17 protein-coding genes are annotated in these 20,642 nt (G+C 73.9%); 10 read left to right on the plus strand and 7 right to left on the minus strand.

Annotated features, from left to right (window positions below; translation table 11 throughout):
* Positions 1-64: 64 nt before the first annotated feature.
* Positions 65-1,822, minus strand: coding sequence for an NAD+ synthase (locus ACGGAQ_RS11245; RefSeq protein ID WP_393047222.1), 1,758 nt, complete (start codon positions 1,820-1,822; stop codon positions 65-67).
* Positions 1,823-2,050: 228 nt separating this feature from the next.
* Here ACGGAQ_RS11245 and glnA (ACGGAQ_RS11250) point away from each other — a divergent pair, with 228 nt between their 5' ends.
* The 4 genes from glnA (ACGGAQ_RS11250) to ACGGAQ_RS11265 all read left to right on the plus strand — a co-directional run bounded on the left by glnA (ACGGAQ_RS11250) (position 2,051) and on the right by ACGGAQ_RS11265 (position 5,222).
* The gene (glnA, locus tag ACGGAQ_RS11250; protein WP_393047224.1) at positions 2,051-3,400 is read left to right on the plus strand and encodes a type I glutamate--ammonia ligase; all 1,350 of its coding nucleotides are present in this window, start codon (positions 2,051-2,053) and stop codon (positions 3,398-3,400) included.
* An 87-nt stretch (positions 3,401-3,487) separates the two neighbouring features.
* Positions 3,488-3,913: a DUF350 domain-containing protein gene (locus ACGGAQ_RS11255; RefSeq protein ID WP_393047227.1), complete on the plus strand. Its 426-nt coding sequence runs from the start codon at positions 3,488-3,490 to the stop codon at positions 3,911-3,913.
* A gap of 111 nt (positions 3,914-4,024) precedes the next feature.
* Positions 4,025-4,717: a helix-turn-helix transcriptional regulator gene (locus ACGGAQ_RS11260; protein WP_393047230.1), complete on the plus strand. Its 693-nt coding sequence runs from the start codon at positions 4,025-4,027 to the stop codon at positions 4,715-4,717.
* A 127-nt stretch (positions 4,718-4,844) separates the two neighbouring features.
* Positions 4,845-5,222 carry a VOC family protein gene (locus tag ACGGAQ_RS11265; protein WP_393047233.1) on the plus strand — a complete coding sequence of 126 codons (378 nt, stop codon included), beginning with the start codon at positions 4,845-4,847 and terminating at the stop codon, positions 5,220-5,222.
* Between the two features lie 148 nt (positions 5,223-5,370).
* Here the strand turns inward: ACGGAQ_RS11265 and ACGGAQ_RS11270 are convergent, their stop codons facing one another.
* Positions 5,371-5,853: a hypothetical protein gene (locus ACGGAQ_RS11270; RefSeq protein ID WP_393047236.1), complete on the minus strand. Its 483-nt coding sequence runs from the start codon at positions 5,851-5,853 to the stop codon at positions 5,371-5,373.
* A 203-nt stretch (positions 5,854-6,056) separates the two neighbouring features.
* Between ACGGAQ_RS11270 and ACGGAQ_RS11275 the strand changes: the two genes are divergently transcribed.
* The gene (locus ACGGAQ_RS11275; RefSeq protein ID WP_393047239.1) at positions 6,057-6,953 is read left to right on the plus strand and encodes a virginiamycin B lyase; all 897 of its coding nucleotides are present in this window, start codon (positions 6,057-6,059) and stop codon (positions 6,951-6,953) included.
* A 94-nt stretch (positions 6,954-7,047) separates the two neighbouring features.
* Here the strand turns inward: ACGGAQ_RS11275 and ACGGAQ_RS11280 are convergent, their stop codons facing one another.
* Positions 7,048-7,983 carry an LD-carboxypeptidase gene (locus ACGGAQ_RS11280; protein WP_393047242.1) on the minus strand — a complete coding sequence of 312 codons (936 nt, stop codon included), beginning with the start codon at positions 7,981-7,983 and terminating at the stop codon, positions 7,048-7,050.
* A 152-nt stretch (positions 7,984-8,135) separates the two neighbouring features.
* Here ACGGAQ_RS11280 and ACGGAQ_RS11285 point away from each other — a divergent pair, with 152 nt between their 5' ends.
* The gene (locus ACGGAQ_RS11285) at positions 8,136-8,903 is read left to right on the plus strand and encodes a type 1 glutamine amidotransferase (protein ID WP_354862345.1); all 768 of its coding nucleotides are present in this window, start codon (positions 8,136-8,138) and stop codon (positions 8,901-8,903) included.
* Complete coding sequence (locus ACGGAQ_RS11290; protein ID WP_393047245.1) at positions 8,903-11,941, plus strand: bifunctional [glutamine synthetase] adenylyltransferase/[glutamine synthetase]-adenylyl-L-tyrosine phosphorylase; 3,039 nt, start codon at positions 8,903-8,905, stop codon at positions 11,939-11,941. The genes ACGGAQ_RS11285 and ACGGAQ_RS11290 overlap by 1 nt, the downstream gene beginning before the upstream one ends.
* 6 nt (positions 11,942-11,947) lie before the next feature.
* On the opposite strand, the gene ACGGAQ_RS11295 is transcribed toward ACGGAQ_RS11290, so the two are convergent.
* On the minus strand, positions 11,948-13,582 hold the full coding sequence (locus tag ACGGAQ_RS11295) for a hypothetical protein (RefSeq protein ID WP_393047247.1): 1,635 nt from the start codon (positions 13,580-13,582) through the stop codon (positions 11,948-11,950).
* Between the two features lie 44 nt (positions 13,583-13,626).
* On the opposite strand from ACGGAQ_RS11295, the gene mptB (ACGGAQ_RS11300) reads away from it, so the two are divergent.
* On the plus strand, positions 13,627-15,027 hold the full coding sequence (gene mptB, locus ACGGAQ_RS11300) for a polyprenol phosphomannose-dependent alpha 1,6 mannosyltransferase MptB (protein WP_393047250.1): 1,401 nt from the start codon (positions 13,627-13,629) through the stop codon (positions 15,025-15,027).
* Between the two features lie 14 nt (positions 15,028-15,041).
* Positions 15,042-16,547, plus strand: a complete 1,506-nt coding sequence (mptB, locus tag ACGGAQ_RS11305) for a polyprenol phosphomannose-dependent alpha 1,6 mannosyltransferase MptB (protein ID WP_393047253.1) — start codon at positions 15,042-15,044, stop codon at positions 16,545-16,547.
* A gap of 126 nt (positions 16,548-16,673) precedes the next feature.
* Here the strand turns inward: mptB (ACGGAQ_RS11305) and ACGGAQ_RS11310 are convergent, their stop codons facing one another.
* The 3 genes from ACGGAQ_RS11310 to glnA (ACGGAQ_RS11320) form a co-directional block, all read right to left on the minus strand.
* On the minus strand, positions 16,674-17,651 hold the full coding sequence (locus ACGGAQ_RS11310; protein ID WP_393047256.1) for a hypothetical protein: 978 nt from the start codon (positions 17,649-17,651) through the stop codon (positions 16,674-16,676).
* A complete protein-coding gene (locus tag ACGGAQ_RS11315) occupies positions 17,648-18,013 on the minus strand; it encodes a PadR family transcriptional regulator (protein ID WP_393047258.1) in 366 nt (121 codons plus the stop codon). The genes ACGGAQ_RS11310 and ACGGAQ_RS11315 overlap by 4 nt, the downstream gene beginning before the upstream one ends.
* 320 nt (positions 18,014-18,333) lie before the next feature.
* Positions 18,334-19,758, minus strand: coding sequence for a type I glutamate--ammonia ligase (gene glnA / locus ACGGAQ_RS11320; protein WP_393047260.1), 1,425 nt, complete (start codon positions 19,756-19,758; stop codon positions 18,334-18,336).
* A gap of 261 nt (positions 19,759-20,019) precedes the next feature.
* Between glnA (ACGGAQ_RS11320) and ACGGAQ_RS11325 the strand changes: the two genes are divergently transcribed.
* Positions 20,020-20,418: an RDD family protein gene (locus ACGGAQ_RS11325; protein ID WP_393047263.1), complete on the plus strand. Its 399-nt coding sequence runs from the start codon at positions 20,020-20,022 to the stop codon at positions 20,416-20,418.
* Positions 20,419-20,642: the final 224 nt, after the last annotated feature.

A 20,642-nucleotide genomic window follows, 5' to 3' on the forward strand; every position in this document is an offset into this window, starting at 1 on the left:
TGGAAGATGTCACTCACGACCGCCGCGCCGGGCCGGGTCAGTCACCCGGCCCGGGAGGACGGGCTCAGCCGTGCTCGCGCCACCGGTTGGTGATCGGCAGACGACGGTCGCGGCCGAACGCCTTCATGGAGATCTTCGTGCCGGGCGCCGACTGGCGTCGCTTGTACTCGGCGGTATCCACCAGCCGCAGCACCTTGTCGACGACGGCCGGGTCGTGGCCCGACTCGACCAGCCCGTCGCGGCCCAGGTCGCCGTCGACGTAGCCGATCAGGATCGGGTCGAGTACGTCGTAGTCGGGCAGGGAATCGCTGTCGAGCTGGCCGGGGCTCAGCTCGGCGCTCGGCGGCTTGCCGATCGAGTTCTCCGGGATCGGGGCGGTCTCGCCGCGGCGGGCCGCGTCCGCGTTGCGCCACTTCGCCAGCCGCCAGACCAGCGTCTTCCAGACGTCCTTGATCGGGTTGAAGCCGCCCACCGAGTCGCCGTACAGGGTGGAGTAGCCGACCGCCAGCTCGCTCTTGTTGCCGGTGGTGAGCACCAGGTGGCCCTCCTGGTTCGACAGCGCCATCAGGATGACACCGCGGACCCGGGCCTGGAGGTTCTCCACGGCGATCCCGGACAGCGACAGGTTGGCGAGGAAGGCGTCCACCATCGGCTGGATCGGCTCGACGCGGTAGTCCAGCCCGGTGCGCTTGGCCAGGTCGGCGGCGTCCTCACGGGAGTGCTCGGAGGAGTGCTGGCTGGGCAGCGACACCCCGACCACCCGGTCCGGGCCGAGCGCGTCGACGGCGAGGGCGGCCACCACCGCCGAGTCGATGCCGCCGGAGAGGCCGAGCACCACCGACCCGAACCTGTTCTTGTTGACGTAGTCGCGCAGGCCGAGCACCAGCGCGTGCCACACCTCGGCCTCGTCGGCCACCGGCTCGATCAGACCGCCGGCGGCGGCCGGGCCGGACGGCGCGGGCGGGATCACGTCCACCGTGTGGTGCGCCACCCGCATGCCGTCCGCGACGTTCCGGCTGCCCGGGGCCGTGGTCGCGGCCGGCAACTCGACGTCGTGCACGAGCAGGTGCTCGACGAACTGCGGGGCGCGGGTGAGCAGTTCGCCGTCGGCGGTGACGATCATCGAGTCGCCCTCGAAGACCAGCTCGTCCTGGCCGCCGATCATGTTGACGTACGCGATGACGGCGTTCGCCTCGGCGGCCCGGCGGCGAACCAACGGCAGCCGGATGTCGTCCTTGTTCAGCTCGTACGGCGAACCGTTGATGTTGACCACCAGGCCGACGCCGGCCTCCCGGGCGGCGGCGAACGGGCCGCCGGCCTGCCACAGGTCCTCGCAGATGGTCAGCGCGACGTCCACCCCGCCGATCCGCACCACGGTCAGCTGGTCGCCGGAGACGAAGTAGCGGTCCTCGTCGAAGACGCCGTAGTTGGGCAGGTGGTGCTTGAAGTAGCGGGCGACCACCGTGCCCCGGTGCAGCAGCGCGGCGGCGTTGCGGGCACCCCGGCCCGGCTCGGCGTCCCCGCTGATCTGCGGCGGCCCGTCGGCGTCCAGGTAGCCGACGACGACCGGCAGGTCACCGAGACCGTCCTCGGCGAGGTCGGCGGCGAGCCGCTGGACGGCGGCCTGGGACGCGGCGACGAAGGAACGCCGGAAGACCAGATCCTCGACCGGGTAGCCGGTCAGCATCATCTCCGGAAAGAGCACGAGCTGGGCGCCGGCGTCGGCGGCCTGGCGGGTCCAGCTGCGGACCAGGTCGGCGTTGCCGGCGAGGTCGCCGACGCTCGGGTTGACCTGGGACAGTGCGAGACGCAGGGTGGGCATGTCCTCATCTTGCCCCAGCATCGCCGGAGGAATCCGTACCGTCGGACGAGACGGCGGCCACGCGCGGGCGCCGCGCGACGGTCACGCCGGATCGGTGGCGGGACGCGAGGGGACGGACGGCGGCGGTTCGCGTAACGTCTGCGTAACCAGGCCCGGGAACACTGGGCGGTCAGGTCGGGTACAGCCCGACCAAGGCGGACAAAAGAGTTGTCGCGAGGGGTTGGGGAAGTGGACCGTCAGCAGGAGTTCGTCCTCCGTACGCTGGAAGAGCGGGACATCCGGTTCGTCCGGCTGTGGTTCACGGACGTGCTGGGCACGCTCAAGAGCGTCTCGGTGGCGCCCGCCGAGCTGGAAGCGGCCTTCGAGGAGGGCATCGGCTTCGACGGCTCGGCCATCGAAGGCTTCGCCCGGGTCTTCGAATCGGACATGGTGGCCATGCCCGACCCGACCACCTTCCAGGTCTTCCCGTTCGAGGGCGGGGTCAGCGGCGAGAGCGCCCGGATGTTCTGCGACATCCTGCTGCCCGACGGCGGTCCCTCCTGGGCCGACCCGCGGCACGTGCTGCGCCGCGCGCTGTCCAAGGCGGCCGAGAAGGGCTTCACCTTCTACACCCACCCCGAGATCGAGTTCTTCCTGCTGGAGAACGGCCCGCAGGACGGCTCGGTGCCCACCCCGGTGGACACCGGCGGCTACTTCGAGCACACCACCCACGCGGTGGCCCGCGACTTCCGCCGCCAGGGCGTGCTGGCGCTGGAGCGGATCGGCATCTCGGTGGAGTTCAGCCACCACGAGGTCGCCCCCGGCCAGCAGGAGATCGACCTGCGCTACGCCGACGCGCTGACCACCGCCGACAACATCATGACCTTCCGGCACGTGGTGAAGGAGGTTGCGCTCTCCACCGGTGTGCAGGCCAGCTTCATGCCGAAGCCGTTCACCGACCAGCCGGGCAGCGGCATGCACACCCACCTGTCGCTGTTCGAGGGCGAGCGCAACGCGTTCCACGACAGCGGCGACCCGATGAAGCTCTCCAAGGTGGCGAAGTCGTTCATCGCCGGCCTGCTGGTGCACGCCCGGGAATACACCGCCGTCACCAACCAGTGGGTCAACTCGTACAAGCGGCTCTTCCCGCAGCACCTGCCGGACCGGATCACCGAGAGCCCGGCGTACGTCTGCTGGGGTCACCTGAACCGGTCCGCGCTGGTCCGGGTCCCGGCGTACGGCAAGCCGAACTCCGCCCGGGTCGAGGTCCGGTCGCTGGACTCGGCGACCAACCCGTACCTCGCCTTCGCGGTGCTGCTCGGCGCCGGCCTGAAGGGCATCGAGGAGGGCTACGAGCTGCCGCCGGGCGCCGAGGACGACGTCTGGTCGCTGAGCAGCGCCGAGCGCCGCGCCATGGGGTACGAGGCGCTGCCGGAGAACCTGGCCGAGGCGATCGACGTGATGGCCGGATCCGAACTGGTCGCCGAGGTGCTCGGCGAGCACGTCTTCGACTTCTTCCTGCGGAACAAGCGGGCCGAGTGGGAGCAGTACCGCCGCGAGGTCACCCCGTACGAGCGGCAGCGTTACCTGGCGCTGTAGTCGCGGGGCTGACGCGGTGGCGCGCTGCCGCTATCGTCTCGATCACCGCGCCGGTACCCCTCCGGGCGGAGAGCCGGGAGGCAGTCGGTGCTGGAGGATCTGCTCAGCGGTGCCTGGCAGAGCGTCGTGTTCGGTGTCGTGGGCGTCGGGCTCATGGCTGCCGGGTTCGGGCTCGTCGACCTGCTGACCCCAGGGCGGTTGCGGGAGCTGATCTGGGTCGAGCGCAACGCCAACGCGGGGTTGCTGCTCGCCGCCAACCAGCTCGGCATCGCCGGCATCGTCTTCACGGCGATCCTGACCAGCTACAGCGACTTTGGTCGAGGGCTGGCCTCCACAGTGCTCTTCGGGCTCGTCGGGCTGGCCATCATGGCGCTCGCCTTCTTCGTGCTCGACCTGCTCACCCCCGGCAAGCTCGGTGAGGTCATCTGCTCGTCCGAGCCGCACCCGGCGGCCCGGGTCAGCGCCGCCACGCACTTCGGCGCGGCTCTGATCGTCTGCGCCTGCATCGCCTGAGGCCGGTCGCCTGAGCGGGGTTGCCTGAGCGTGGTCGCCTGAGCGCGCCGCGTCCAGGGCCCGCTCGTCGACCCCGGGCCGTCGTCGTACCCCGGCCGTAGCGTGCCGGGCATGAACCGCACGGACCGGCTCTACGCCCTGGTCGAGGAGTTGCGGGCGGTGTCGCCCCGGCCCCGCAGCGCCCGCTGGCTGGCCGCCCACTTCGAGGTGAGCAGCCGGACCATCGAGCGGGACATCGGCGCGCTCCAGGAGGCCGGGGTGCCGATCTGGGCCGAGCCCGGGCGCACCGGCGGCTACGTCCTGGACCGCGCCCGCACCCTGCCGCCGGTCAACCTGACCCCGGCCGAGGCGGTGGCGATGGCCGTCGCGCTGCACCGGCTCGCCGGCACCCCGTTCGCCGGGCCGGGCGCCACCGCGCTGCGCAAGCTGGTGGCGGTGCTGCCGGCCGCCGACGCCGCCGAGGCGCACCGCCTCGCCGGCCGGGTGCACCTGATCGGCGACGGGCCGGCCACGCCCGTCCCGGCCACCGTCGCCGACGCGGTCACCGCGCGGCGGGTGCTGCGCATCCGGTACGCCGACCGCGCCGGCACCGACTCGGTGCGCGACGTCGAGCCGCTGGGCTACCTCGGCAACTCCCGACACTGGTATCTGCTCGCCTGGTGCCGGCTGCGCGACGAACTGCGCTGCTTCCGTACCGACCGGATCGGGGACGTCCGGACGCTGCCCGAGGTGGTGGTCCGGGAGCTCCGCCTGACGGATCTCGACATCCCCCGCGAACGGGTCCGCCCACTGAGCCTGGTCTGAGTCGGGTCGGTCACGCACCGATCTCCGTCGGGTGATCCGGAAACACCGACAGGACGGTGTCGCGGACGGCCCCGAAACTGCTCTGGACGACGGCGAACCGCCGTCCCGGCAACTCTGGAGGCAGCACGTGTCCACGACGCCCATCACCTGGTTCGAGATCGGCACCGACCGGCCGGAGGAGGCGGAACGCTTCTACGGCGAACTGTTCGGCTGGACCTTCGAGGAGCAGGGCGCAGGTAGCGGCGGGTCCTATCGGGTGACGGGTGCCGGCGGCGACACCGGGATCGGCGGGGCGATCCGGGCGACCGACGGGACGTCCCCGAACTACGCGGTGTTCTACGCCCAGGTCGACGACGTGGCGGAGACCTGCCGGCGGGCCGAGGCCGCCGGCGCGAAGGTGCTGGTGCCCGCGCGGACCGCACCCAGCGGACTCACGCTCGCCCACCTGCTCGACCCGACGGGAAATCGCATCGGCGTGTTCGCACCCCCGCCCACCCAGGGCTGACGCGCGCGGCCCGCGTGATCGACCCCCAGGTCGCCGATGTGGCGGTGTCCGAGTGCGATGGACACCGCCACATCGGCGAAACGGAGTGGATCACGCGGGACCCCAGGGGGCGCGCCTGCCCGGGGTGGTCGGAGGCCGACCGGTCGGGCTACTTGCCCGGCGTACCCGCGGGAGCGCCGTGGCCGTCCGGCCCGCGGTCGCCGCCCGGCCCACGGTGGCCGCCGCCGGGGCCGGGGAAGACGCCGGCCTCGACGGCCTTGGTGATGGCGTCGGCCTGCTCCTGGGTGAGCTTGCCGTCCTTGACCGCCTGGTCCAGCCGTTCCTTGAGCGCGGCCTGCCGGTCCTCGGCGGACGGGCGCGCCGGACGATCGGCGGGCCGGTGCTGCTCGCGGACCTTCTCCAGCGCGGCGGTCACCTTGTCGGTGGGGACACCCAGCTCCTTGGCGAGCGCCTCGGCGAACTCACCCTGCCGGTCGGCCTTCGCTCCGGGAGCGGGGGCGGCGTTGGCGCTCGGGGTCGGCGTCGGGGTGTCCGCGGCGAACGCGATCGTTGGGGCGGCGATCCCCACGCCGAGGACGCCCGCGGTGGCCAGGCCGGCCAGCAGGTGCTTCCTACGGATGGTGCGGGACATGCAGTCCTCCAGAATCTCGGTGATGCGGCAATGTCGTCACCGACAGTGACCGGCGATTCTGGGCACGACCCGTGGCGACCCTGTCAGCGAGCTGAAAATCGAGCAGCGGGCTGCCCGTCGAGGCTGGTGCGCGGGGAAATCGGTTGTGTCGTCGTTGGTCAGGCGGTCAGGGTTGGTGGCCGCCAACGGAGGGACACCTCGAGATGACCGTCGAGATTCGGGAGATTCCGCTCACCGGGCCGGACTCCGGCCCGTACGGCATCACGGTCGGACCCGACGGTGCGTTGTGGCTGACGCTGGTCCAGGCCGGCGGAATCGCCCGCCTGGGGCCCGACGGCGAGGTCCGGACCTACCAGCTGGAGCCGGCCGGCGGCCGCCCGTTGATCATCGCGACGGGGCCGGACGGCGCGCTCTGGTTCACCCGCTCCGGTGACGACCGGATCGGTCGGCTCACCGTCGACGGCGAGCAGCGCACGATCGCCCTGCCGGCCGGCACCGGGCCGGGCGGCATCGCGGCCGGGCCCGACGGCGCGCTCTGGTACGCCGGGATGACCTCGGACACGATCGGCCGGGTGGACACCGACGGTACGGTCACCGCGTTTCCGCTGCCGGTGACCGGCGGGTTCGCCTCGATGATCACCGCTGGCGCGGACGACGCGCTCTGGTTCACCCTCAACCGGGCGAACGCGATCGGCCGGATCGACCTCGACGGCCGGGTGACGCTGCACCCGTTGCCCACCGCGGACGCCGGGCCGGTCGGCCTCGCGCTCGGCGCGGACGGGGCCATCTGGTTCGTGGAGATCGCAGCCGGTCAGCTCGGCCGGATCGATCCGGACGGCGTGCTCGTCGAGATGCCGCTGCCGGACCGGGCGGCTCGTCCGCACGCGATCGTGGCCGACCCGGCGGGCGGCGCGTGGTTCACCGAGTGGGGCGCCAACCGGATCGGCCACATCGATCCCACCGGCCGGATCGAGAGCTACGACCTGCCCACCCCCGAGTCGGAACCCCACGGCATCACCCACACCCCCGACGGAGTCTGGGCAGCCCTGGAGATCGGCGCGGTAGCCCACCTGACCCCCACCCCCACCCCAACCCCCTGACCCCGGTGATCAAGAGCTTTGCGTCACGATCCGGCCCGGAAATGACGCAAACCTCTTGATCACCGCGGTGGGAGGCGGGCGGGAGAGCCGGGGACTAGTGGACGGCGGGGGAGACCGTCAGGGTTCCGGTGTCGGTGTCCAGGGTTGCGGTGGTGCCTACCGGGACGGTCAGCTGGTCGGGGCCGTGGCCGATGGGGAGGCCGCCGAGGATCGGTACGCCCAGGTCGCCGAGGCGTTCGGTGAGGACGTCGACGATCGTGGTGTCCCAGCCGTCGCCGCAGTCGGTGAACTGCCCGACCGCCACACCGGCCAGCCCGTCCAGCGCTCCGGCGCGGCGCAGGTGGGTGAGCATCCGGTCGACCTTGTACGGGGGCTCCTGCACGTCCTCGATCAACAGCACGGCACCGGTCAGATCGGGCAGGTCCGGAGTGCCGATCGACGCGGCGATCAGGCACAGGTTGCCGCCCAGCAGGGTGCCGGTGGCGCGACCCGGCACCCGTACGCCGAAGGTCTCCTCGGTGGGCACCGCCTCGACGGTCACCGGCTCGGTGGTCATCAGCGCCGCGTGCAGGGACTCGGCGGAGCGCAGCGACGTCCGCTCGTCCCGCCAGGCGGCCCCCGGGCCGTGCACCCCGGCCAGCCGGGCGCCCCGCCACAGGGCGAGCTGCAACGCGGTGATGTCCGAGAAGCCGGCCACCACCTTCGGGTCGCGGCGGACGGCGGCCATGTCGATGGCGTCCACGATCCGCTGGGCGCCGTACCCGCCCCGGGTGCAGATCACGCCGCGCACCTGCGGGTCGGCGAACGCCGCGTTCAGGTCGGCGGCCCGCAGCTCGTCGGTGCCGGCGAGGTAGCCGTGGCGGGCGTACGCGTTCGGCGCCGGCACCGGCCGCAGGCCCCACCCGGTGAGCAACTCCATCCCCCGGGCGACCCGCTCAGGCGAGGTCGGCCCGGACGGTGACACCAGCAGCACCGTGTCCCCGGGGCGCAGGACGGGCGGGCGGACGACTGCCGAATCCTCGTTGATCACAACCGCAGAGCCTAACGACACCGCGGAGCCTGACGAGCAGCGAACGCCGGCCGTCGACGCCGGTGCACGCGCCGGCCAGCGACCCCGGCGCGCGGCGGGGAACCCGGGTGGCGGGGCGTGGCGCTGCGGGACGTACCGGCTAGCCTCGACGCGTGGCAACCGCGCTGGTGATCGAGAACGACCCGACGGACGACGCACGCCGGTTGGGTGAGTGGCTGACCGAGGCTGGGCTGGAGCTGTGGGTGGTCCGCCCGCACGCCGGCGACGAGCTGCCCGCCGACCTGGAGGGGTACGCGGCGCTGGTGGTGCTCGGCGGCGACCAGCAGGCGTACCCGCTGCCGGACGGCTCGCCCGGCGCACCCTGGTTTCCGGCGGTGGAGGGGCTGCTGCGCAAGGCGGTCCGGTACCGGGTGCCCACCCTGGCCGTCTGCCTGGGCGCGCAGCTGCTCGCCACCGCGCACGCCGGGCTGGTCGAGCGGAGCCCGTCCGGGCCGGAGATCGGCCCCGGCGTGGTCGGTCGGCGTGACGCCGCGGAGGGCGACCCGCTGTTCCGGTACGTGCCGCTGATCCCGGACGTGCTCCAGTGGCACTCCGACGAGATCACCGAGCTGCCCCGGGGCGCCACCCTGCTGGCGGCCTCCACCCGGTACCCGCACCAGGCGTTCCGGCTCGGCGACCGGGCCTGGGGGCTGCAGTTCCACATCGAGTGTGACACGGCGATGATCGCCGACTGGGCCACCGACTCGGCCCAGCTCGCCGAGCTGGGCTACGACCCGGAGTTGGTCGTGGCGGCCTGCGACTCGGTGATGGTCGACGTCGAGGAGGTCTGGCAGCCGTTCGCCGCCCGGTTCGCGGCGCTGGCCCTCGGCGAGCTGGACGACAGCACGACGCGGCGGGGACTGCCGCTGCTCGGGCACTGATGAGCCGGCCGACGAGGGCGCCGGGCCGGCTCGCCCGCTACGGCTTCGGCGTCGCCGAGGGCGACGGCGGCGCCCGCGCCGCCGACCTGCTCGGCCCGGACGGGTTGGGCCTCTGGCAGCCGGTCGAGCAGGAGCCGGTCGACGAGCCGGCAAGGGAGCTGCTCGCCGCGCTGTCCCGCGCCGCCGACCCGGATCTGGCGCTACGCCAACTGCACCGCATCGTCGAGGCCGAACGGCGCATCAGCGGCGACGGCGCGCCTGGCGGCAGCGGCGCGAGCTCGCCGCTGATCGCGGAGCTGCTCGCCGACCCCGGGCTGCGGCGTCGACTGATCGCCGTCCTGGGCGCGTCGTCGGCGCTCGGTGATCATCTGGTGGCCAACCCGGAGCACTGTCTGGCGCTGCGCACCGCCCCGGACGGGCTCGCGCCGATCGCCGAGGGTCGACTGGAACCGGCCGGCGACGGCAACCCCGTGGCGGTGCTGCGGACCGCGTACCGGCTGGCGTTGCTGCGGATCGCGGCGGCCGACCTCACCGGCGGCCGGGCCCTGGAGCAGACCATGGCGGCGCTGTCCGCGCTGGCCGACGCGACGCTGGCCGCGGCGTACGAGATCGCCGTCGACGAGCTGGCGGAGGGCACCGAGCGGCCCCGACTGGCCGTGGTGGCGATGGGCAAGTGCGGCGGCGGCGAACTCAACTACGTCTCCGACGTGGACGTGATCTTCGTGGCGGCCGAGGACGGCGACCTGCCCGCCGCGACCCTGGTGGCGACCCGGCTGATCCACATCTGCGGGCTGGTCGCCTGGCCGGTGGACGCCGCGCTGCGGCCCGAGGGCAACCGGGGCCCGCTGGTGCGCACCCTCGCCAGCCACCTGGCCTACTACCGGCGGTGGGCGCGCACCTGGGAGTTCCAGGCGCTGCTCAAGGCCCGTCCGGCCGCCGGGGACCTGCCGCTGGCCCAGGAGTGGATCGACGAACTGGCCCCGCTGGTGTGGCGGGCCGCCGAACGACCCGAGGCGGTCGAGGACGTCCGCGCGATGCGCCGCCGGATCATCGACAACATCCCGCCGAAAGAGCTGGAACGCGAGATCAAGCGCGGTCCCGGCGGGCTGCGCGACATCGAGTTCGCCGTCCAGCTCCTGCAACTCGTGCACGGCCGCGGCGACGAGACGCTGCGGGCGCCGGGCACCATCCCGGCGCTGCGCGCGCTGGTCGCCGGCGGCTACGTCGGCCGCGCCGACGGCGAGTCGCTGCTGCGCGGCTACCGCTTCCTGCGCAGCGTCGAGCACCGGCTCCAGTTGCAGGCCCTGCGCCGTACGCACACCGTGCCCACCGAGCCGTCCGCGTTGCGCTGGCTGGCCGCCGCGCTGGGTTTCACGGCCACGCCGGGACGCAACGCCGTGGAGAGCTTCCGGGCCGAGTGGGTCACCCACGCCACCGAGGTACGCCGGCTGCACGCCAAGCTGCTCTACCGGCCGCTGCTGGAGTCGGTGGCCCGGGTGCCCGCCGATGGGCTGCGGCTCACCCCGGAGGCGGCCCGGCACCGGTTGGAGATCCTCGGCTTCGCCGACCCGGCCGGGGCGCTGCGTCACCTCCAGGCGCTCACCGGCGGGGTGAGCCGTACCGCGGCCATCCAGCGGACCCTGCTGCCGGTGCTGCTGAGCGAGTTCGCCGACGCGCCGGAGCCGGACCGGGGGCTGCTCAACTACCGCAAGGTCTCCGACAAGCTGGGCAGCACCCCCTGGTACCTGCGGCTGCTGCGCGACGGCGGTCCCGTCGCCCGGCGGCTGGCCCGGGTCCTGGCCCTCTCCCGGTACGTCGCCGACCTGCTCGCCCGCGATCCGGAGGCGCTGCGGCTGCTGGCCGAGGAGAACGAGCTGGCGCCGCGCCCACGGGCGGTGCTGCGGGAGGGCTTCCTGGCGGCGGCGGCCCGCCACACCGACCCGGTGGAGGCGACCCGCGCGGTGCGGGCGCTGCGCCGCCGGGAACTGGTCCGCGTGGCGTGCGCCGACGTGCTCTGCCGCGCCGGCGCGCTCGCCCCGAGCCCGACCCGTCCGGACGGCACGACGCGGCCCGCCGTCGGCCTGGCCGACATCACAGAGGTCGGCACGGCGCTCTCCGACGTCACCGACGCCACTCTCGCCGCCGCGCTGCGCGCCGCCCGGGCCAGCCAACCGGCGCCGGCCGGGCTGCGGTTCGCGGTGATCGGGATGGGCCGGCTCGGCGGGTACGAGTCGAACTACCTCTCCGACGCCGACGTGCTCTTCGTCTACGACCCGCCCGCCGACAGCGGCGAGAGCGCGGCCAGCGCCGCCGCGCACGCGATCGCCGAGGAGCTTCGGCGACTGCTCGGGGTGCCCGCCCCCGACCCGCCGCTCGGTGTCGACGCCGACCTGCGTCCGGAGGGCCGGCAGGGTCCGCTGGTGCGCAGCCTCGCCGCGTACGCGCAGTACTACGCCCGCTGGTCGCGGGTGTGGGAGGCACAGGCGCTGCTGCGTGCCCGGTTCGTCTGCGGCGACGCCGACCTGGGCGCCGAGTTCGAGGCGATGATCGAGCCGGTGCGCTATCCGGCCGAGGGGCTGACCCGCGAGCAGGTCGTCGAGATCCGCCGGATCAAGGCCCGGGTGGAGACCGAGCGGCTGCCGCGCGGCGCCGACCCGGCCACCCACACCAAGCTGGGCCGGGGCGGGCTGGCCGACGTGGAGTGGGCAGTCCAGCTCGTCCAGCTCCGGCACGCAGGCAGGATCCCGGAGCTGCGCGGCACGCGTACCCTCGATGCCCTCGCGGCGGCCGAGCGGGCCGGCCTGATCGACCCGGCGGACGCCGCCGAGATGGCCGCCGGCTGGTCCCTGGCCGCGCAGGTCCGCAACGCGTTGATGCTGGTCCGGGGCCGCGCCGGTGACCAACTGCCCCGGCACGGGGTGGAGTTGGCCGGGGTGGTCCGGCTGCTCGGCCGCGACGACCCGGGGGAGTTCCTCGACGAGTACCTGCGCACCGGCCGGCGCTCCCGCGCCGCCGCGCAGCGGGTGCTGGAGGCGTAGCGCCGGTCAACTGCCGACGGTGTACTCGCCGGCGTGGGGAACGGTGACGATGCTCCAGTCCCCGTCGGCGGAGACGGTGGCGCCACCGGACGCTGCCAGCCAGCGGCTGTGGCGGACGCGGACCGCGACCGGGCCGGCGGTAGGGGCCCGGAAGGTCAGCGCCGCGCCGTCGGCGCGGACCAGCTCGGCGGGCGCGGCGACCAGCGGCGTCGGGTCGGCCACCGCCCAGACCCGCCAGTGCGCGCCGGACCAGACCGGCGTCAGGTACGGCAGGCCGCCCTCGACCAGTTCCGCCTCGGCCCGTCCCACCCAGGACAGCGGGGCGTCCGGCACCGCCACGTACTGCACCGCGTTCTCCGCCAGCCAGGCCCGGTAGCTCTCCCGGGTCAGCGGCACGCCGGTGCCGGTCGCGCCGGGCACGGTGGTGAAGAACAGCGGGTTGCGGTCGATGTCGGCCTGCCGCAGCCAGCCCCGGGCCAGTGGCACCTCGCCGAGGCGGGCCGCCTCCCAGTAGTTGCGCGTCGGCGGCACCTCGACCCGGCCGGTGAGCCGCTGCCCGGCCAGGAACGCGCGCAGCGGCGCGTGGTAGCCGGGCGCGCTGGTCGGGTCGCCGATGCCGCGCAGGTCGGCGGGGACCACCGGCGGCTGCCACCCGCAGACGGCCACCAGCAGCGCGGTCAGGCCCACCGCGCCCAGCAGGCGGGCACGCCGCGACCGCCCCAACGTCGCGGTGTTGGGCGGGGCGGTGCTGGGCGTCGCGGCGCGGTCGGCGTGCCGGCGGGCGAGGCGGGCGGTGAGCCAGGCCGGCGGCCGGGCGGCGGCGGCCAGCACCGGCAGCGCGAACATCGTCGCCAGCCGGGTCGCGTTCAACCCCACCGGGGTGTGGACCAGCGCGGCGGCGAGCACCCCGGCGGCGGCCAGGAGCGCGCCGAACCGCACCGGCCGGTACGCCACCAGCGCCGCCACCACCAGGCTGGTCACCACCGCGCGCAGCGTGTCGGTGTGGCTGATGTTCATCCAGCCGCCGTCGCCGAAGAGCAGCGCGGTCGCGGCCAGCGGCACGGCCGCCGCGACAGCGAGCGTCAGACCGTCGGCGTAGCGGCGGGTGAGCAGCAGCGCCACGCCCGCCAGGCCCACGAACAGGCCCGCCACCGGGCTCGTCGCCGACGCCAGCAGCGCGCCGAGCGCGGCGAGCGCGAGCCGCCGACGCGGGGGTACGCCCCGAGTCAGCGCGAGCAGCGCGGCGAGCCCGAACGCGACACCCATGGCGTACGTCACCCGGCCGGAGACCAGGTTGCCGGTCAGCGTGACCACGCCGACCAGGCTGCCCAGCAGCGGTCGGGGCACCGGGCTGCGGGTCAGCAACGCGGCCAGCGCGGCGGCCGACGCCACCAGGGCCAGCGCACCGGTCACCCGCACGCCGAGCAGGGCCATCACCGGCTGGGACACGAGGCTGTAGCCGAACTGCTGCACCCCGCCGTACCAGCGCAGATCGATAGGTGTCAGGCCGTGGGCGGCGAAGAAGTCCGCCCGGGCGACCTGTGCGGCGAGGTCCGAGCCCATCAGCGGCAGGGCCAGCCAGAGCGCGCCGAGCACGACTGCGGAACCGGTGGCCACCGCCACCACCCGACTGCGCCGCATGCCCACCTCCGTACCGCGACAACCGTACTGGCAGCATGTCCGGCGTGCCTCACCACCTCGCGCGCTGGACCGGACTGGTCGGATCGGCGTTGCTCGCCGTCGCCGCGTTCCTCGGCGGCGCCCTGCCCGGGTCACCCCTGCGCCCCACCCCGGTCAGCATCTGGCAGGGCCCGAACGGGCCGCTCGTCCTCGCCGCCTGGCTGGTCGGCACCGCGCTGCTGGCGTACGCCTGGTGGTCGCTGCGCGAGCGCGTGCCGTCGACCCGCTGGGCGCTGGTCACCGTCGGGCTCTGGCTGCTGCCGGTGCTGATCGCGCCGCCGCTGGCCAGCCGCGACGTCTACGCGTACGCCTGTCAGGGCGCCAGCTACGCCGCCGGGATCAACCCCTACGAGCAGGGCGTGTCCGCGCTGCCCTGCCCCTGGCTGGACACCATCTCCTACATCTGGCGGGACACGCCGGCACCGTACGGGCCGCTGTTCGTGGTGCTCGCCGGCGCGGTGGTCAAGGCCACCGGCTCGCTGACCGCCGCGATCGTGGTGTTCCGGCTGATCGCCGTGGCGGGGGTGGCGCTGATCGCGGTCAGCCTGCCGGTGCTGGCCCGGCGAGCCGGCGTACCGGCTCCTCGGGCGGTCTGGTTGACGCTCGCCTGCCCGCTGGTCGCCGTGCACCTGGTCTCCGGCGCGCACAACGACGCCCTGATGGTCGGCCTGCTGGTCGCCGGGCTGGCGGTGATCGCCTCGCGGCCCGGCCGCCCCGGTCCGCTGCTCGCCGGTGGCGCGCTGCTCGGACTGGCCGCCGCGATCAAGGTGACGGCGCTGGTCGTGGTGCCGTTCGCCGCGCTGGCCGCGATCGTCGGCGGGTACTCGATCCGCGCGCTGATCCGCCACGGCGGCTGGGTCGTCGGCGGCGCGGTCGCCGTCGTGGTCGGGGTGACCTTCGCCGCCGGACTGGACTTCGGCTGGGTCGGCGGCCTGGCCCGAGGCGGCGACGTGATCGCCTGGACGTCGCCGTCCACGGCGGTCGGCCAGACCGTCGGCTACCTGGCGGTGCCCTTCGGCGGGCACCTCGACGCCCTGCCGGTCACCCGGGGGATCGGCATGGCCGTGCTGGCGCTGCTGCTGGTGTGGCTGTGGTGGCGGGCCCGCACCCGAGAGCCGCTGTGGCACGCCGCCCTGGCGCTGGCCGCCACGGTCGCCCTCGCGCCACTGTTCCACCCCTGGTACTGGATCTGGCCGCTGGCCGTGCTCGCGGCCACCGCCCGGCGTACCGGATGGTTCACGGTGGTCGCGCTGGTGGCGTCGTTCCTGGTGCTGCCCGACGGCACCGGGCTGCCCCGGTTCACCAAGTCGGTCGGGGCGCCGCTGATGACGCTGTTGGTGATCGTGCTGGTCATCCGGTTGGTACGGTCGGCTCGGGCGGCCCGTCAGCCGGTCGCCGCCGACTGAGGGACGGTGCGCCGGTGACCACTCCCGGCGCGCCGCCGCCGCTTTCCGGTCCCTCGGTGACCCGTTTTGCCCGGTATGCCGGCCTGGTCGGCGCGATCTTGCTCACCGTTGCCGGGTATCTCGGTGGGGCGCTGCCCGACGCCCCGCTGGGCGCGACACCGGCGTCGATCTGGCGAGCCCCGCACGGCCCGGCGACGCTGACCTGCTGGCTCATCGGCACGGCGCTGCTGGTCGGCGCCTGGTGGTCACTGCGCGCCGGAGCGCCGTCGGGCCGGTGGGCGTACGTCACCGCCGGGCTGTGGGCCCTACCGCTGCTGGTCGCGCCGCCGCTGGGCAGCCGGGACGTCTACTCGTACGCCTGCCAGGGCTGGACGTACGCGCACGGCGTCGACCCGTACGCGGTTCCGGTGGCGGCGGCCGGCTGCCCGTGGCTGGAGACGGTGGCGCCGATCTGGCGGAACACGCCTGCCCCGTACGGGCCGGTCTTCGTGCTGCTCGCGGCGCTCGCGGTGGGCGTCGGTGGTGGCCTCACCGGCACGGTCGTGGCGCTGCGGGTCATCGCCGTGGCGGGCCTGCTCCTCGCGGCATACTGCCTGCCCGGCCTGGCGCGGGCGGCCGGTGTGCCGACCCGGCGGGCGGCCTGGTTGGCGCTGGCCGCGCCGGTGGTCGGCGTGCACCTGGTGGCCGGGGCGCACAACGACGCCGCGATGCTCGGGCTGCTGCTGTGCGGGCTGCTGGTGGTGATCCGCCGGCCGGGCCGGCCCGCCGCGCTGCTGCTCGCCGGCCTGCTGCTCGGCCTGGCGGTCACGGTGAAGGCCACCGCCGTGGTGGTCGCCCCGTTCGCCGCGCTGGCCGCGGTGCACGGCCGGCACACCGTACGGGCGCTGCTGCGCGACGGCGGCGCTCTGGCCGGCGGCCTGCTGGCCGCGCTGCTGGTCACCTCGGCGCTGTCCGGCCTCGGCTTCGGCTGGGTGGGCGGGTTGACCCGCAGCGGAGACTCCGAACAGTGGACGTCACCGCCCACCGCCGTCGGCCTGGTGGTGGACTACGCCGGCGCGCTGGCCGGGCGGGACCCGCGGGCGGTGCCGGTGGTCCGGGGGATCGCGCTGCTGCTGCTCGCGATCGTGCTGGTGGTCCTGTGGCTAAGGGCCTGGCGGGCCGTGCGGGCCTCGGGTGATCCGGCCCTGACCGGTCCCCGGGTGGCGCTGCGCGGTGCGGCGCTGGCCCTGGTCGCCACGGTGGTCCTGTCCCCGGTCTTCCACCCCTGGTACGCGACCTGGCCGCTGGCGCTGCTCGCGCTCACCGCCACCCGGACCACCGGGTTCGTGCTGCCGGCCGGGGCGGCGACCTTCCTGGCCCTGCCCGACGGCACCAACCTGGCCCGCTTCACGAAGGCCCCCGGCGCGGTGGCGATGACCGCCCTGCTCCTGTTCCTGCTCCTTCGGATCCGGCAGAACGGGCTGAAGCGCCCGCCACGTCGATGGTCCGCTGCTCAAGATCGCGCTCGAACATGGTGGTAGTGGCATCGCCGAACCGCCGGTGCCACGACAACCTGGATCGAGCACGATCTTGAGAGCAGCAGCAGCAGCAGCAGCAGCAGCAGCAGCAGCAGCAGCAGCAGCAGCAGCAGCAGGAGCAGGGGACGGTCAGCGGTGCGTGTTCCCGGTCGGGCCGGGGATGGAGGGCCGGGCCAGCCGGGTGCGTACGGCGAGTGCCACCGGCAGCAGGGCGGGGCCGACCAGTGCGACCAGGACAGCCGTCGCGGCGAGCGTCGTCCAGTTCGGGGGGAACGCGGCCGGCATGCCGTCCGCGGCCCCGGCCAGCGGTTGCAGGGCCAGCAGGCCCACCGGGGTGAGCAGGATCAACAGGGCCCAGCCGCCTCGGTGGTCGCCGCGCAGCGCCAGTCCCGCGGCGAGCAGCACGGCCATCGCGAGCACCGCCACGGCGGCGCTGGGCAGGGCCTGATCCGCCGTCACCGCGCGGTAGGTCCAGGCGAAACTGGCAGGCGTCCATCTCGCCGCCACCGCCAGACCGGTGACGGCGGCGACCAGCGGCGTCACCCGCAGCGACACCGGCCACTCGCGGGACGCGCCGAGCGCCACCAGCCCCAGCCCGACCTGGGGGAGCAGCACGAACAGCGGCGGGCGGGGCAGGTCGGTGAGCGCGGCGGCGGGAATGAGCGCGACCGTGAGGAGCACCGCGAGCGCGACCGCGCGTCGGTGCCACTGGCCCGGTGTCAGCGCCTGCGCCATCGCGGCGAGCAGCCAGCCGACCCACGCCACGATGCCGAGCGAGACGAACGACCCGACCGACGGCTCACCGGAGCCCGGCGGTGCGGGGCGCAGTTCGAGCACCGTCCACATGCCGGCGAGCATGGCGGCGGTGAACAGGGCCACGGCGGCCGCGAGGCGTACGCCCGGGACCAGGTGAATCACGCCGGCGGCGCGTACCCGCTGGCGAAGCCCGCCGCGCAGGAGGTCCGCGGCGTCCGCGGGCGCCGGCCAGCGGCGGCCCGGCGCGGCCAGGTCCAGGTACGTGCCGACGATCTCGGCGCCACGGGAGCGCCGGTACTCGGCGGGGTAGGCGAGCAGCAGCCACAGGTAACGGCGCTCAAGATCGGTCATGCCAACCCTCCGGCGATTCGCGGGGTGGCGGGCCGGGCGGTGCGGGCCCGCTCGGCCAGCCGCTTGGTGGCGGCCTCGACGTTGCGCCGGAGCCGCTCGGTCTCGGCGCTCAGGGTGGCGTCCCCGGTGGGGGAGAGCCGGTAGTAGCGGCGCAGGCGGCTGTCCACCACCTCCTCCCGGTCGACCTCGACGAGACCGGCGTCGACCAGCCGGTCGAGTGCGCCGTAGAGCGTCCCGGGGCGCAGCGACACGCGGTTGTCGGAGAGGGCGGCGACCTCGCGGATCAACCCGTAGCCGTGCATCGGCTCGGTGGCGAGCGCGGTGAGGATCAGGAATGTGGGTTCGCGCAGGGGTATATCCATCGCCGTAATATATCGGATGCGAAGGTATCCCGGGGGCATCACGAAACGGGCCGGGGGGGGGGGGGGGGGGGGGGGGGGGGGGGGGGGGGGGGGGGGGGGGGGGGGGGGGGGGGGGGGGGGGGGGGGGGGGGGGGGTGGCGGGGGGGGGGGGGGCGGCCGGGCCGGGGGGGGGGGGGGCGCGCCCCCCCGGGGGCCCCCCCCCGCCCCCCGCGCCCCCCCCCCCCGCCCCCCCCCCCCCCCCCCCCGCGCGGGCCCCCCCCCCCCCCCCCCCCCCCCCCCCCGGCCGGTGGTGCGGGGACTGCTCAGCAGTCGTAGGCAGTTCAGCAGTCGTAGTACATGGCGAATTCGTGCGGGGTCGGGCGCAGACGAACCGGGTCGACCTCGTTGGCGCGCTTCCAGTCGACCCAGGTGGAGATCAGGTCGGGCGTGAAGACGCCGCCGTCGAGCAGGTAGTCGTGGTCGGCCTCGAGCGAGTCGAGCACGGCCGGCAGCGAGCCCGGGACCTGCTTGACGTCGCCCCACTCCTCCGGCGGGAGGTCGTAGAGGTCCTTGTCGATCGGCGTCGGCGGCTCGATCTTGCTCTTGATGCCGTCCAGGCCGGCCATCATCATGGCCGAGAAGGCCAGGTAGACGTTGGCCGACGGGTCCGGAACGCGGAACTCGACGCGCTTGGCCTTCGCGTTGCTGCCGGTCACCGGGATGCGGGTGCAGGCGGAGCGGTTGCGCTGCGAGTAGACCAGGTTGACCGGCGCCTCGTAGCCGGGCACCAGGCGGCGGTACGAGTTGACCGTCGGGTTGGTGAACGCCAGCAGCGACGGCGCGTGGTGCAGCAGACCGCCGATGTACCAGCGGGCGGTGTCGGACAGGCCGGCGTAGCCGGTCTCGTCGTAGAACAGCGGCTCACCGTTGAGCCAGAGGCTCTGGTGGGTGTGCATGCCGGAGCCGTTGTCGCCGAACAGCGGCTTGGGCATGAAGGTCGCGGTCTTGCCGTTGGCCCAGGCCTCGTTCTTCACGATGTACTTGAAGAGCTGAAGCTGGTCGGCGGCGTGCAGCAGGGTGGAGAACCGGTAGTTGATCTCGGACTGACCGGCGGTGCCCACCTCGTGGTGCGAGCGCTCCACGGTGAAGCCGGTGTCGACGAGCCGGCGCACGATCGAGTCGCGCAGGTCGGCGTAGTGGTCGACCGGGGGCACCGGGAAGTAGCCGCCCTTGTACGCGGTCTTGTAACCGCGGTTGCCGCCCGGCTCCTCGCGGCCGGTGTTCCACGCGCCCTCGACCGAGTCGATGTAGTAGAACGACTGGTGCGCCGAGGTCTCGTGGCGGATCGAGTCGAAGATGTAGAACTCCGCCTCGGCGCCGAAGTAGGCGGTGTCGGCGATGCCGCTCGCGGCGAGGTACGCCTCGGCCTTCTTCGCGACGTTGCGCGGGTCGCGGGTGTAGGCCTCGCGGGTGAACGGGTCGTGGATGAAGAAGTTGAGCGCGAGGGTCTTCTGCGCCCGGAACGGGTCGATGAACGCGGTGGCGACGTCCGGGAGCAGGAGCATGTCCGACTCGTGGATCGCCTGGAAACCGCGGATCGACGAACCGTCGAACGCGAGGCCGTCGGTGAAGAGGTCGTCGTTGACGGACTCGACCGGCAGGTTGAAGTGCTGCATCACGCCGGGCAGGTCACAGAATCGAACGTCGACGAACTTCACGTCCTCGTTCTTGAGGTATCGCAGCAGTTCCTCGGGATTGGCGAACACACATCCTCCTGGCACGTCCACGGGGTGGCTAGGCTCCTGGCGACGCTAAGACCGGGGGGTTGCCCGGCCATGTCTTGAGTGTTTCTGCCGTGTTACGTCCCTCGCGGAGCGTCAGCGACGCTCCTGTCCACGCACTCAGCCTGCGCGAACGCCGTACCGGCTGTGCCAGTGTAATGACACTTGATGCCATTGGCCCGAATCGGCACGCAGTGGTGACGGCGCTCCGAGGCCCGGATCCGGACGCGGATACCCTTGATCGCTGTGACCAATCCGCACGTCCCGGCAGCGCCGGCCACCGATCCCACCTTCACCCCGCCGAGCCTGGGTCGACGCTTCGGAGCGTTGATCATCGACTGGGTGCTCTGCCTGCTGGTGGCCAACATCTTCGCCGATCCGGTACGCGACGGCTGGGCTCCGGTGCTGGTGCTGATCCTGGAGTACGGCATCTTCCTCGGCCTCTTCGCCCAGACGCCGGGCATGTACATCACCAAGGTCCGCTGCGTGAACTGGCACGACGGGGGTCGGATCGGCGTGCTCCGCGCGCTGGCCCGGGGCGTGCTGCTGGCGCTCGTCGTCCCCGCGCTGATCATGGACGAGCACCGTCGGGGCGTGCACGACCGCCTCGTCGACTCGGTCATCGTCGACGCCCCGCGCGTCTGACGCGCCCCGACACCCGGACTTCCGCGCCCCCACCCCGCACCGCCCCGCATCGGTGGGGCCCTCGCTGGCCGGCTCGGCGGTCACCTTTGCGGCGCGCCTGTCGAGGCCCGCTTCCCGCAGGCCGGCCCCGGCAAGATCCGCGGCGTGCCCGTCGATGGGCCGCTTCCCGCAGGCCGGCCCGGCAAGATCCACACGACATCCCCGATGTTGCTGCCTCCCGCGCG

Origin of the sequence: Micromonospora sp. NPDC047557 (assembly GCF_043205095.1) — a bacterium.
GTDB lineage: Bacteria > Actinomycetota > Actinomycetes > Mycobacteriales > Micromonosporaceae > Micromonospora.